Source organism: Paenibacillus sp. RC21, from assembly GCF_044907935.1.
Lineage (GTDB): Bacteria > Bacillota > Bacilli > Paenibacillales > Paenibacillaceae > Paenibacillus > Paenibacillus terrae_A.
Genome location: NZ_JBIYCS010000002.1, coordinates 778,822 through 792,588 on the forward strand (window position 1 = coordinate 778,822; position 13,767 = coordinate 792,588).

Genomic DNA, 13,767 nt, shown 5'->3' on the forward strand with positions numbered 1-13,767 from the left:
AATGCCACCCCCTTCTTTTTATTGAATTTTTTGAATCATGTTATAAATCATTTCAGCCGCTTCGGCGCGTGTGATTTCCTGTTTTGCACGGAAGCTTCCATCTGGATATCCTTGTACTAAATTAATTTCGGTTAGACCAAGTACATCTTCTCTGGCCCATTCCACAATTTGAGAGGCATCTGAGTAGATATTGCTTTCTTGTTGTGGCGTAGCCTTGATAACGTTGTTCACCATTTTAGCCGCCTGCTCCCGGTTAATAACGCGATCTGGAGCAAATACCTTGTTACTAAATCCACGAGCGACCTGATCTTTAATCGCTGTTTTCAATAGATCAACATACCACGCTGATGGATTGATATCCTCGAAGCTTAAAGCCATATCCGTTTCGAGCGGTAATTTCAGGGAACGGACGAGCATCGAAGTGAACTCCATACGTGTTACAGGTCTGCTCGGCTCAAAAAGGGTTTGGGTCATACCCTTCACTACCCCCAAATCTGCAAGGGCATTAATCTTATCTTTATTAAATGCCCGTTCAATGTCACTAAAGCGATTGGGCTTCGTTTCGACTGAAGGTGCTTGAATGATTGCTGTTTCAGTCAACTCCTCTACATCGGGCCGTATCGGCTTAACAATCCCCCCACCTCCTGCTCCAACGCCTGAGGCTGAGGCTTCAGTACTCCCCGTTGTTTTACCGTTCGCTTGTTTTGCAATGGTACGCTTTCCTTGGCTGTTTTCTGCCCAAAGCTGAACTGCATACGATTGTTTCTCTTTAAGTTGACTCCAAATAAAGCTTCGATCCTTACCACGATATAATTCTGTTTGTCCTTCACTGGTGAGCACGAAAATATCATTTTTGTGTTCTGATTCCCAGTGGATCATAAACTCGCTATTAGTCGTCTCCGTTTTCGAAAACGCAAATTCTGGAGACGGTAACGTTTCTACCTCGCCTTCTGTCTGTTTACCTTCACCGCTTGTGTTAACCGGTTTAACGGTAATACGATACACCATAGAGCTATCCAATCCGTCTACTTTAAAATGGGGCTTGACCGTATCGCCGATAAGCAGACCATTTTGGTACACATGGTAGGTATCCGCACCAGGAGCTTCTTTCCACGTAACTACCAGATCGGTATCTGTTACATCTTTAAATGTCAGCTCATGATCTGGTATTTGGCCTGGGAGCGCACGATACGTAAATGGAGTCCACTCACCTGCGCCCGTTGTATTGACAGCTTGAATGCCGAACGAATACATCGTACCAGGTTGGATACCTGAAAGCTTGATACTAGTATCCTTGGTATCCACGATTTCACCAGTATCTTTCCGAATTACAGCATATTGATAAGCATTTTTGGCTTCATCCCAGTTCAGCAAAATCTGGCCATTCCCTAGCTCTGTGACTTTGACGTTTTGCACTTGAGATGGAAGCGTAAGCAGCTCTTCCCGCACAGGCTGACTGAACCCACTACTATTACCGCTGCTCACCTGAACATCGTATTTTTTCCCACCTTCTAATCCGGATACGACTACACGTGGTTCCGTGCTGTAATAATCCTGGCTATTGATTGTTACTTTATATTTGGTCGCCCCATCGACTGGGTCCCAAACAATGGCAGCATCATGTTCCCGAATATCTACTGCCACAAGTCGTACAACCGATGAAGGTAGCGTTAATGCGTTGATAGTCGTATCTCCGCCTATACCACTTCGATTGTAGGCTCGGATTCGAATATTTGCAGTCCTACCTGCGGGCAATCCATCAAAAGTATAGGCATGGCTTCCCCGGGAAATCCGCACATCTGGCTCATCATTAACATTCAAGATGTATCCGTCAGCCCCCTGCACATCTTGCCAATCCACACTGACAGAATATACATCATTCACCACACTCGCCAGCGTAGTTACCCGATCAGGTAATGTGATGACCCTCAAATGAGCATAATCTCCAAAGCCGGTTGCATTTTCAGCGGAAATGGAATAATCATACTCCGTTCCTGCCTGAAGTCCGTGATCAGCGAATTCAGTATACACATCCTTATAAACAGATGCTTTGTCCCGCTCCAGAGCATAGTATGTCGCCGTGATTACACGATTCCATTTCAAGTCGATTCCATCGTCCTTCACGGTTACATTTTGGAATCCGCTCGGGCTATCTGGCAGGCTTAAAAAAGACACATGCTTGGCCGCACCCTCTCCGGCGGCGTTTATAGCTGATACAGAAACATCGTAAAATTCTCCCGATTTCATCCCCGTAATTGGATTATACACATCCTGTGTAACAGTATCCTTAAATATGACTTCCCCCGTACTAACATCCGTTGCTGTAATCTTATAGTTGTCAGCTGAAAGCACTGGCGTAAAATCAGCCATGATTTGTGCTGAAGTACGAGAAATGGTTCGTAATCGGATCTGATCCGGGGCATCAGGTAACGTTAACACACGAACTCGATTGGAATAAGCATTGCCTCCCACGTGATTACTGGAACGCACTTCATATTCGTATTGACACCCTCCCTGTAGCCCTTTGTCTGTAAAAGAATTTGTCGGATGCGTAACATCCCAAATCTCATTCGTCGTTAAATTCCGGATGGTATAGACGTAACCATCATCAAGGCCCGATGGAAGAGTCCATTGCAGATCGACCTCTGTATTTCGTACGGATGACGCAGAAAGCTCAGCTGGCTGAGGCTGCTTCTGAATGCGAAGTGCTCTGCTGACCGTTTCAGAAATGTTACCCGCCTGATCTTTAACCTTGGCATGAACATACCATTCACCTTCCTTTGAAAGGTTCAACTGAATTCCTGTATCAGCAGTTGCATCCCAATGTTCGGGTACATCAGGGCTGTTCGTGATTTTATACTGCATCGTGGGTGGTTCGATCCCCGAATGCTGGTCAGTATATCGTATCCCCACTTGAATGCTCGTATCCTTCCATTCACGCGAATCCGGTGTCAGCTGGATCATCGGGGGTTCCAAATCAACATAAGATGTTGCGAACACCGGATCACTCCGATTTCCAGCCGCATCCACAGCTTGAGCAGTCACTTTTACGATGCCAGAGCTATTTAATACTCCCGATGAACCAGGAACATAATGGCCAGAGCCCATTTGATATTCGTAATGCACTGCTGAAATATCCGTTCCACCCGAAATAGCAAATTGTACCGGCTTATTGGTGTATCGGGTGGGCATCGTCACCTCGGAAAACGTAACCTCCGGGGGCGTTGGCCTGGTTCGATCAATCATGACCGATTGAGTCACGATTGGACTAGGCACGTCCAGATTATTGATCGTTCGTGCTGATAGTTCGTACAGCCCTTCCGCATTTAGTGTAAAAACGCCATTATATGTCTGCCACTCCCCTGCTGAACTCAAACGATACTGCGTCATCTTGATTCCATTTACAGGATCACTTCCTGAATCAATGGCAATATTCACATTGTTGATCGTTGGACCCACCTCGCTAGCTCGGATAGCAGGAGCATTCGGTCCCTTTTTATCAATAGTGACTTCCTTGCTTACTTCTTGGCTCACATTACCTACATTGTCTATGGAACGGGCATAAACCGTGCTTTTGCCATCTTGATTAACATGGAATGCTCCACCATAATCTTGCCAACCTTGATTGACAACGCCCGTCACGCGAAATTGTGTATGGGCCAGCCCAGAATAATCGTCCGCTCCTGGCTGCAATGTAATGGTATAGTCATTACTGTTGCCCGTTGCACTTATGATCGGTGGCGTCGGCGGCATTTTGTCTATCCTGACATTCCCGGAAGAAAGACCACTGTACTGGTTGTTCACGTCTACAGTCCGGGCATAGATTGTATTTACACCATGATCATATACAGTAAAGGGTCCTGTGTACTGTTGAAATGCTCCACCATTTAGGCTGTATTCATAGTATTTTAGCCCTTCAGGTGCCACGTCTCCATTGATCCAAACCGTTACAGGTCCTTTGGTCCACCCCGTACTTGCTTGGCCCTCAGCCCCTGCATTAATCTGGGGTAATTTAGGCATCAGATCTGATTTGGGGATGACACGGACTCCAAACTTGGATATTTCATTACCAGTCTGCTGGTTAGTACCCATAGCTCTAAAATACCGAATATCTTTTAACGTAATAGAGTCTGTGATCTCTACCCATTTCCCTTGATAAGAGCTACTGGCATAAAATTTTGTGACATCGGTCCATGTATATAAATTCGTTCCATTAGGCTGCCAACTGTTACCCGCTGCTGCATTAGATACAAATATATCAGTATGGTAAGACCCTTCGATATAAACAAAAATCTTATAATCCGATGTCTTAATAGATCTTCCAATATCAACAAAACGTTCTGTCGGCTGCACCACACCCTCACACTTATATCTTGCTGAACCCGTACCATTATAAACTTCAGTTGCTCCTATCCCATTTCCTGACCATAACCCCCAACTGTCACCCCCACCAGGTAAATTATTTTGGCAAAAAGGTCCACCGATGATCTCTTGGGTAGCAGCTGATACCCTATCTGGAAATATAGGAAAGGCAGTTAACATGATCATTACAGCTAAAAATCCATATGCCCACTTGCTATACTTCCTTACCTTTCGCTTATTTTTTGGATACATACATTTCTCCCTTGCTTTATTTTATTTTCAAAGAGTTTCACAAACTCGTTTCGGCTAAAATAGAAAAAGCACCCCAAACGAAGGCGGTTAAGCCTAAGTTTGAGGTGCTTCCTCAAAGTAACGAGTATGTTTTGAAGTTATTATACTTCGTTCTAAACGTAATGTAAACAGCACGACATCATTTAAAATTCATAAATGCTTGTATTCCACATTATCCCACATCTCGGGATCAGCCTTGAAGCCTTAATTAACGTGAACGCCCAAGTTCCGAAAAAAGCCGCGCAAGTTCTGACTGTAAGAGTCCTGCATAGCGGAAGATTCCTTAAGAATATTTTGCATACTGTTCATAAATGCGGAAGCTGAAGTCGTATCAGCCTTGTCAAACCGGTTCTCTATTCGCGTGTTATTTAGCAACTCCGCAATCTCTCCTGTACGTTCCTTATATTTCTCAATCCATTTGGGGTTTTGAGGAACCTTTTGTGCAAAATCTATCAGCTGACTCAGTCCATTCCCTCCACCTTTAATGTCATTGATGAATGCAGTATACTTTTGGGGGTCAGCCTGCTTCATTAATTCCGACATTTTGACGTAATCCTCAGGGGCACCTAGCGGACGGTCTATTGGAGTCGTGTAACTAATATCTCCGGTCTCTGGATCAATTGATCGTGTCAAAGCAATAGCAGCTATCTGGTTCATGGTTTCCAAAAACTCTTTGGCCTTGTCACCTTCCATATAGTGGTCTGCAATATACTTGGATTGGGAAACTCCCATCTCCAGTAGCACGGTTCGCTGGCTCTCATCTGTTACTGTACCATTGACGATAAAATTGGATTCAATCATACTGTACACCGCATTGGACACTTCTTCTGGCTGACCTTTTAAAACCCGGTTTAATGAATCGTTGATCTGGGTTGTACCGAAATACTTAGCAGACTGTGATACAATAGCTCCTTCAGAAAGTTGCCTACCGGTTTCGCTAATCTCTACGGAGTCTTGAATAACCAATTCGGAGCGTTTTCCTTCATAAAGCTGGGGGGATTGGGCCTGCTTTGCTGCCGGATTTATCCGCAAGCTACTAGTGTTAATAACGGCTCGTTGCATTCTAAGGGGCTCAAAATTCATTTCATTTCCTCCTGTCATTTGGTAACAGGCACTCTAAGTCGTATGTATAATGTAATGTGACCCTGTTTCTATATATATCGGACAAAGCACATATGGAATGAATATATGCTTTGTCCTAAAAAATGAACACATATTAAAGCAGTTAATCAACCGCCATAAATACTGTAAGCGAAGTGATATACAATATCTGTGTCTATAATCGAAGTACCCCTAACCTGAGCAGCTACCCCTGAGAGATCAAAATAGTGTGTAAAACTGATTGCTCCAGACAGGTATTCCGCAATACTTCCAGTTGAATGTGGCAGGGAAACGGTAACACTAAAGGCCCCATTCTGATCCGTATAAGCTGTGCCTGTACGAGTGCGATTGCCGCTGCCTTCAGTCCAGTTCTGATTCAACCATGTCATATCAACAGGCGCATTTGCAACAGGATAATTATCAGTTGTAGTAACGACACCCTTCACAGTAAAATCACTAGTTCCAGTAACACGGTAATGACGACCATAAGAATAGGTTGGGTAGTCATTAGGGCCATTTTTAGAAGAGTCGTAACCGTTAATTACAATTTTTCCAGCCCGAAGTACCGGTTTAAGTGTTAGTGTATACAAATGGTCAGCTGAATATTGATTGGTTGTGTATACTCGTACATAGTAGGTTCCAGTATTTAAAGTAACATTGTGATTCGTTTGCGGGAGAAGCACCATCTGGTTGCCGCTGAGAGCTCCATAAACTTCCGCTTTGTAACCGTAGCTTTCCGAGGTACTATCCAGCTTTACATTTAATGCATCATAATTGCGGCTCGCAGGGATCGTGATTTGATACCAGTCGTTATCAATGCCTGAATGGATGGAACGTGAGTTAAGGGAGGATCCACCCGTACTAAAGGTAAAGTTATAAGCATGAAAAGCGCTCTCATCCGGCTCATATGCATCGTAGCTGGAACTTGTATCGACAGTTAGATAGAAAGGAGCATTAATGCTAGAGCCCTTCTTGGCATGAACTGCAATCGCATAAGCCTTTTCGGATCCTATAGCGTTGCGCGCTCCTACGTTTTCGGGAAGTGATGCAGCCCCCTGTTCATAATTGTTAAAATAAGTGCCGTAGGTAGAAGCGTCTATTGGATTGGGGTTGATGTCCCCTGTCGTCATATCAAACTCGTATAAGTATAAATCATAGTCAAGCTGTGCTGAAAATGGACCATCCAGCTGAGCCTGCAACAATTCTCCAGGTTGCAAGTAGATCGGATATAAAAATTGTGTACCTCCCTCTTCCGTAATCGTACCGGAATACGTAGCAGAAGAAGCTGTGGCTGCCGCTGGGCTTGCTTTCAGAGAAGGAACAGTTTCTTTTTTCAATGAGGGTGTCTCCGGTGTCTTGAAGTTGAGATCTTCCTTCATTGCATACACCGAAGAAGTAATACTGTCCGGCTTGTCTGCCCGCGTTAGCTGCTTAATGACGCTTTCATTTACAGTTGTTAGCTGAACATCGGACTCCGCCTTAATTGCTTGGTCCGATACCCCCTCTGTGCCTTGACTCGCGTTCGCAGTCAACCCGAAAGCAAACAGGAGCATCGTGCTTAGCATAACTGCAATAGCCTTTTTGAACCTCTTCATACTGAAATCCCCTCTCAAATGGTTTAAGGAATTCCCGCTATTCCCCGGATAAACCAGGGTAACTTCTAGGCTGTATGGCTCTATCATAAAACACTTCTAGTTCTAATGGAAGATACTGTGCAAAAAAACATAAAGAGCCGCCTTTTTCGAAAATGGAAAGCCTCAGCAAGCCATTGCGAAAAAAAGCGACTCTTATATATTACTCTACTACGTTAAAAAATGATTAATTTCTAATACTGTAAGCAAAAAGATAAATTATATCCGTTGCACTAATCGAGGTGCCGTCGACCTGAGCCGCTACCCCTGTAAGATCATAATAGTGTGTAGAACCAATGTCACTCAAATATTCTACATTTCTTCCTGTAGATTGTGGAAGGGAAAGAGTCACACTGAATCTCCCGTAATCGTTCGTATACGTAGAAGCCGTTCTGGTACGGTTACCGCTGCCCTCGCTCCAGTTCTGATCCAGCCAAGCGACAGTGACAGGCGCATTAGGAACCAGTTGACCATCCGTTGTTTTAACGACACCATTCACGATCAGGTTGCTGCCTCCGTTAATACGATAATGACGACCGTATGAGTAAGTTGGATAGTCATAATAGCCATTGGAGTTAAAGCTCGTAATTTCGATTTTACCAGCCTTGAGTACCGGTTTCATGGTTAGTGTATACAAATGGTCGGCTGAATACTGACTTGTAGTGTACACTCGCACATAGTAGGTTCCCGTATTCAGGGAAACGTTGTGATTCGTTTGCGGGAGAAGCACCATTTGGTTGCCAGTGAGCACCCCATAAACTTCCGCTTTATAGCCATAGCTCTCCGAGGTACTATCCAGCCTTACATTTACAGCATCATAATTACGACCTGCAGGGATCGTGATTTGATACCAATCGTTATCTATACCGGAATGGATGGAGCGTGAGTTAATTGAAGAACCTCCGTTGTTAATTGTAAAATTATAAGCATGAAAAGCGCTTTCATCCGGCTCATATGCATCATATTTGGAGCTTGTAGCCACAGTCAGATAGAAAAGATCATTAATACTTGACCCCTTCTTGGCATGGACTGCAATCGCATAAGCCTTTTCAGATCCAGTCGTGTTGCGGGCTCCTACATTTTCGGGAAGTGATGCAGACCCTTGTTCATAATTGTTAAAATAAGTACCGTAGATGGAATTGTCAATGGCATTGGGATTAATGTCACCTGTCGTCATATCAAACTCATATAAGTACAGGTCATAGTCAAGCTGTGCTGAAAACGGTCCGTCCAATTGAGCCTGCAACAATTCACCGGGCTGCAAGTAGATTGGATATAAAAACTGTGTACCTCCCTCTTCCGTAATCGTACCGGAATATGTAGCGGAGGACGCTGTAGCTGTGGCATTCGCTGATGCTGACTTTGGACTTGCTTTCAGCGAAGGGGTAACTTTCTTTTTCAAAACAGATTTCTGTAGTGTTTGCAAGTTGATATTTTCCGTAATGGCATACACCGAATCTGTAATGCTTGCGGGCTTGTCTGCTCGTGTTAAATCTTTAATGACGCTTTCTTTTTCAGTTGTTAGCTGAAAATTGGACTCCGCTTTAATCGCTTGTTCCGTTTTACCCTCTGTGCTTTGACTCGCGTTCGCAGTCATCCCGAAAGAAAGCAGGAGCACTGTGCTTAGCAACACCGAAGTTGCCTTTCTGAACCTGTTCATACTAAAATCCCCTCTCGAATGTTTTACTAAATTTCCGCTATTCCCCAGATACATCTGGAAAACTTCTATGCTGTCTATCTCTATCATAAAGCAATTCTGGTTCTAATGGAAGATACTTCTTCAAATATTCTTATTTGTAATCCGTGATAATTTTGTCACCGCTTTGGAACTATGCCTGAGGCAGAGCACTGAAAATCCCTGTCTACTTTTTTATCCTAAAAATCACGACGAAGAAGGCTACCCTAATTAAAAGGGAGCCTTTTTTTGAGTTTCAAGCTAAAAAAACTTGGGCGCACACCTTGAGCGCACATAATGTACCTTTCGCAAAACACGTAAAAAGTTATTGTGAGCTTTGCTTCAATCTCGCACTCATATAGAGTGCGACTTGTTTGGTTAGTTTCATACTCAAGCACCCTCCTTATTTCAATCCACGCACTCATATAGAGTGCGACGTGCAAATCTGATCGGCTTCATCTTCTGTGATATTTCAATCCACGCACTCATATAGAGTGCGACTCAAAGCGAACCCAACTAGACGTATACCACTTAATTTCAATCCACGCACTCATATAGAGTGCGACTTTATTATATCCAGAACACATGTTTTCCGAAACGATTTCAATCCACGCACTCATATAGAGTGCGACACAACGCCTTTGCCTGTGACGGATACCGCGCAAGAAATTTCAATCCACGCACTCATATAGAGTGCGACTCATCTGGATGCATGCGCAGCCGATGCGATCAAAATTTCAATCCACGCACTCATATAGAGTGCGACTATTCAATAGCCTGATTACAAAAACTTATGATGAATTTCAATCCACGCACTCATATAGAGTGCGACTAAGGAGATAGGTGGCTAGATGGCTCATGAGGTTATTTCAATCCACGCACTCATATAGAGTGCGACGGTCATTCCATTCAGGATCATTCGCGTTGCAATAATTTCAATCCACGCACTCATATAGAGTGCGACTTGGCGATTAAATAGGCATTGTTCTCAGCGTTTTCATTTCAATCCACGCACTCATATAGAGTGCGACTGGCAGGACGCTGCGGGCAGGAAGTTTCGTATACGTCATTTCAATCCACGCACTCATATAGAGTGCGACTCCGTTAGCCAACAGCGCAAGACGCGCCGCCAGCTCCATTTCAATCCACGCACTCATATAGAGTGCGACCTGGCGGAGATTAAGCGTTAATTTAACGTCAGCCATATTTCAATCCACGCACTCATATAGAGTGCGACCCCGGATTTTTAGCTTCCGAGAAGTATTCGAGAGCATTTCAATCCACGCACTCATATAGAGTGCGACTGTAATCGCGCTGGAATCTACGAATAAGCTCGCATTTCAATCCACGCACTCATATAGAGTGCGACGGAAAGACGCCTGATAGAGTGATACCGGAGTTAAAATTTCAATCCACGCACTCATATAGAGTGCGACTGCAGTAAGATGATTTCAGTAGCAAATTTCAAATTTCAATCCACGCACTCATATAGAGTGCGACAGCGAAAATGCAGTAATTCATACCCTAACGATATCAATTCCACACATTATCGTAAAAACTGATGCTCAATAAGCTTGGATCTACTATTGACTTTTAAGGATAAATAGCCATTCCAATACTTTTCGACAAGTTTCGAGGTGCGAAGGACCCGGGATTTTCATGTGCGCTTGGGGTTCGCACCGAATCGGCTTCTATATGGTACCCTATTTTTAGTGAGCAGATCAATCAACTTAGTTTCGACACTATTTTACCATAAAAACCCTGCAATTCCCTTATTTATACGATATAATAAAAGATATGGATAGTTCTTTTTGACTACAAGTCACATCCAATTATCCATAAACATACATAAAAAAAAGGGGAATACAGATGAAGAAGTTAAGCGTATTTATGTTAGTATTATGTTGTTTTTCTATTTTGGCAGCATGCTCAACCGATCCTATTAAAAAAGATTTAATTACTTATGTGAATGATGGAATCCTTCCCTTGGCACAAGATGAAAAAACAGTAACTGCCAAATATGAATCCGTGACCGGAGATAAATATACAGACGATGAAACACTATATAACACTTTAAGAAACGATATTATCCCTGGATACACCAAGTATCTTGATAAAGCAGAAGCTATAAAGACAGAAACTCCTGAAGTGCGAGCTGTCCACGAAATCTACATCAAGGCGATTAGCACCCAAAAAGAAGCACTCATTTCGATGGTAGATGCGTTTGAAAAGCAGGATATGGCTTTAATCAATGATAGTAATACCAAACTCAGCGAGGGTAACAATTTATCCAGAGATTTTGCTGAAAAGCTAAACGCACTTGCCAAAGAGCATGATGTGACTATCAATAAGAATTAAGATTTAAAACTCCCTTCTTGGGAGTTTTCCTATATACCTACGAATATTCGAAGCAAATAACCGCTTTCCTTAATTCTCTGTCATAAAATAAATAGACGGAATCCGCCCCAAACGCTTGAAAATAATATCCCGTGAAAGAACCGATATAGGTAAAAGTCTCACCATTGGGACGTTTAGGCACATGCAGCAGATTGGTCTGCTCGAACTGGAGCAACTCTTCGATAGATTCACCATATTCCTTTATATAGCTTTGGGCCTCTTCGGACTGAAATGCGATATCATCCAATATACCGTTGACTTCAGGAAAACTCAATCCCCAACCGCTGGATTTCTTTTCCTCAAAATCGCGGGTGAGTTCTTCTACAGACTCTTTGGCATCTTCAAAAGAGGAATAAGGATAAATATTGTTATATTTCAGAAAAAACGCTTTGCGGGATTGGTAGTTTCATAGTTGCCCGCTATATTTTCTCTCCAACTCTTTTTTCTTTTGTTGAATATCCATCTTATATATATGTCCTCCTCTATGATGTATGGTCTATACCCATTTCATTGAATTGTAACAAACGGGTTTGAAATTCGCTATAAGTGGGCCGTCTACTTTCTGTTGTGTTGGTTCAATGCGATTAAGATGGTGACAATTAATCCGATCAACGCAACCAGCAGCGTACCGAACATCATCATTAATGTCAAAGCATCTTTAACCTCCACAGCCCTCACATCCTTTGCAGGAGACTAGCCAACTACCCACCCAAGCCATTTTGTCGTCAGCGTAGCAACTACACCTATGGGTTATTATGTACGGACATACATTTCCTCTTCTACTCTTTCAATCGCTTGAATCAGCGTCATGTGAGGGTCCTCATGCTTATACTGCATGGCCTGTTCGCCTGTACCGCCAGCATCACACCATTCCCAGTACATATGCACATCTACGGATTCCAGAAAATATACAGATAAGGCTTCGACCGGATTCATAGCATACATCGCCATAAAGGTTTCATCTGGGAGTTGCTCATAACGCAGGTATTCGTCTTTCATCAGATAGAGCAGATGCTGGATTGCCTGATCATTCACATTCATGATACGACGGATGAACGCATTGCGTCTTTCAACGGTATTCAGTATGACTTGCATAGCATGACGAATCTGCACAGCTTCGGGACTGATTTGGAGCAGGTGAATTAAATCATTAGTGGTTAAATTAGGGTTCCAAGGAGCTGGCTCAATAATCCGTGTTCATGCATCGTTATGCCCACTTTCAAAAACCTGAATCGCGTCCGAAACATCGACACCGATGGTTTGCCATTTCCGATGAAGTGCATCCACAATATGATAATAGTGTAGCTCTGCCGCTCCTTGCTCTCCCTTTTCCTGCTCCCACACCTGATTCATGCGTACAATATCCTTGATCGCTTGCACATTCGCTTTCCGTTTTTCAGTCATAGGTATCATCCTCCATTGAAATTCTGGTAAAATAGCAATAGCAAAGCTAAGGGTATGTTCGTTACATCCCTTTGGGTTGGTATAATATTCGCATTAGCGAATAAATTGTACAAACATTATATTATTCGCATAAATGAATAATGTTAATAAGTTTTTAGGAGGTTTCTTTTTCTTGCTAAAATTAAATATAAGGCTCAAAGAAGTGTTAAAAGAGCGCAATATGACGCAAATGCAACTTTCGAAAAAATCAGGTGTTAATCAAGCAAGAATCTCGCAGCTTTGTAAAAATGGAAGACAAGAAGTAAACTTGCTTATGCTTGAAAAGATCGCCCATGCTTTGGAGATCAGGGACATTTCCGTGTTAATGCAGTTTGAAGAAACAGAATAGCGTGGTTTGTGCATGTTAGCGTGGGAATACATTCAGGAGTCTGTGTTAAAACGGGCTTCTTTTTTTTGGTATTCAGCTTTTTTTGGGCGGTGGTCCGAACAGTTCCACGTCTATAAAAAAGTTAGTTCATCAAGATGATTTCATTAGCATTTTAACCAACATAAATAAGGCTTGCCAAGTTCTAAGGCAAACCTTTTTTATGTTTCAAAGAAAAATGAGGAACGTCATAGCTGTGCTCATCTGTGGTATGAGAAATACGCGTTTTCAATTCATGCTGCTATATAAGGTACGGCAACATTTACAAAAAAATCAGGATTTATTGTTGATGAATTTCAATCTACGCTCTACATAAGGAGCGACCAACAGCAGCCAGTATGTCCCTTCGATATCATAACGAATTTCAATCCACGCTCCTACATAAGGAGCGACTTGGCTGCGGTTGTAGTTGCAGTCGTGGACGATGTTGTATTTCAATCCACGCTCCTACATAAGGAGCGACATTTGTTATCAAAGATGCC

Annotated in this window: 11 protein-coding genes and 1 CRISPR repeat array; of the genes, 2 read left to right on the forward strand and 9 right to left on the reverse strand. The window is 42.9% G+C overall.

The features are described 5' to 3' along the window. Positions 1-18 precede the first annotated feature (18 nt). From ABIA61_RS08835 to ABIA61_RS08850, 4 genes are all read right to left on the reverse strand, one after another. Positions 19-4,614, reverse strand: a complete 4,596-nt coding sequence (locus ABIA61_RS08835; protein WP_404580576.1) for a fibronectin type III domain-containing protein — start codon at positions 4,612-4,614, stop codon at positions 19-21. Positions 4,615-4,857: 243 nt separating this feature from the next. Beyond that, positions 4,858-5,736: a hypothetical protein gene (locus tag ABIA61_RS08840; protein WP_404580577.1), complete on the reverse strand. Its 879-nt coding sequence runs from the start codon at positions 5,734-5,736 to the stop codon at positions 4,858-4,860. A 146-nt stretch (positions 5,737-5,882) separates the two neighbouring features. Further along, positions 5,883-7,349 (reverse strand): peptidase associated/transthyretin-like domain-containing protein, encoded by a 1,467-nt coding sequence (locus ABIA61_RS08845; protein WP_283657172.1) that lies wholly within the window; start codon positions 7,347-7,349, stop codon positions 5,883-5,885. Positions 7,350-7,572: 223 nt separating this feature from the next. Beyond that, the gene (locus ABIA61_RS08850) at positions 7,573-9,045 is read right to left on the reverse strand and encodes a hypothetical protein (RefSeq protein ID WP_404580578.1); all 1,473 of its coding nucleotides are present in this window, start codon (positions 9,043-9,045) and stop codon (positions 7,573-7,575) included. 420 nt (positions 9,046-9,465) lie between these two features. Beyond that, positions 9,466-10,560: direct repeats of the CRISPR family, unit length 32 nt; unit sequence ATTTCAATCCACGCACTCATATAGAGTGCGAC. Between the two features lie 369 nt (positions 10,561-10,929). Here ABIA61_RS08850 and ABIA61_RS08855 point away from each other — a divergent pair. Further along, positions 10,930-11,418 (forward strand): hypothetical protein, encoded by a 489-nt coding sequence (locus tag ABIA61_RS08855; protein WP_404580579.1) that lies wholly within the window; start codon positions 10,930-10,932, stop codon positions 11,416-11,418. A gap of 37 nt (positions 11,419-11,455) precedes the next feature. Here the strand turns inward: ABIA61_RS08855 and ABIA61_RS08860 are convergent, their stop codons facing one another. From ABIA61_RS08860 to ABIA61_RS08875, 4 genes are all read right to left on the reverse strand, one after another. Then, complete coding sequence (locus tag ABIA61_RS08860) at positions 11,456-11,731, reverse strand: hypothetical protein (protein WP_404580580.1); 276 nt, start codon at positions 11,729-11,731, stop codon at positions 11,456-11,458. A 281-nt stretch (positions 11,732-12,012) separates the two neighbouring features. Then, positions 12,013-12,126, reverse strand: a complete 114-nt coding sequence (locus ABIA61_RS08865) for a putative holin-like toxin (protein WP_223264084.1) — start codon at positions 12,124-12,126, stop codon at positions 12,013-12,015. Positions 12,127-12,210: 84 nt separating this feature from the next. Further along, the gene (locus ABIA61_RS08870) at positions 12,211-12,570 is read right to left on the reverse strand and encodes a hypothetical protein (protein WP_404580581.1); all 360 of its coding nucleotides are present in this window, start codon (positions 12,568-12,570) and stop codon (positions 12,211-12,213) included. An 84-nt stretch (positions 12,571-12,654) separates the two neighbouring features. Then, positions 12,655-12,861 carry a hypothetical protein gene (locus ABIA61_RS08875; RefSeq protein ID WP_404580582.1) on the reverse strand — a complete coding sequence of 69 codons (207 nt, stop codon included), beginning with the start codon at positions 12,859-12,861 and terminating at the stop codon, positions 12,655-12,657. A 172-nt stretch (positions 12,862-13,033) separates the two neighbouring features. On the opposite strand from ABIA61_RS08875, the gene ABIA61_RS08880 reads away from it, so the two are divergent. Beyond that, on the forward strand, positions 13,034-13,249 hold the full coding sequence (locus ABIA61_RS08880) for a helix-turn-helix domain-containing protein (protein WP_404580651.1): 216 nt from the start codon (positions 13,034-13,036) through the stop codon (positions 13,247-13,249). A gap of 309 nt (positions 13,250-13,558) precedes the next feature. Here the strand turns inward: ABIA61_RS08880 and ABIA61_RS26635 are convergent, their stop codons facing one another. Next, entirely contained in the window at positions 13,559-13,723 is a 165-nt protein-coding gene (locus ABIA61_RS26635) for a hypothetical protein (RefSeq protein WP_483874939.1), read from the reverse strand. Between the last annotated feature and the right edge of the window lie 44 nt (positions 13,724-13,767).

Bases quoted from the DNA above. Each gene is read 5' to 3' on its own strand.
- ABIA61_RS08835 (WP_404580576.1), bottom strand. From the start codon at position 4,614: ATGTATCCAAAAAATAAGCGAAAGGTAAGGAAGTATAGCAAGTGGGCA.
- ABIA61_RS08840 (WP_404580577.1), bottom strand. From the start codon at position 5,736: ATGAATTTTGAGCCCCTTAGAATGCAACGAGCCGTTATTAACACTAGT.
- ABIA61_RS08845 (WP_283657172.1), bottom strand. From the start codon at position 7,349: ATGAAGAGGTTCAAAAAGGCTATTGCAGTTATGCTAAGCACGATGCTC.
- ABIA61_RS08850 (WP_404580578.1), bottom strand. From the start codon at position 9,045: ATGAACAGGTTCAGAAAGGCAACTTCGGTGTTGCTAAGCACAGTGCTC.
- ABIA61_RS08855 (WP_404580579.1), top strand. From the start codon at position 10,930: ATGAAGAAGTTAAGCGTATTTATGTTAGTATTATGTTGTTTTTCTATT.
- ABIA61_RS08875 (WP_404580582.1), bottom strand. From the start codon at position 12,861: ATGACTGAAAAACGGAAAGCGAATGTGCAAGCGATCAAGGATATTGTA.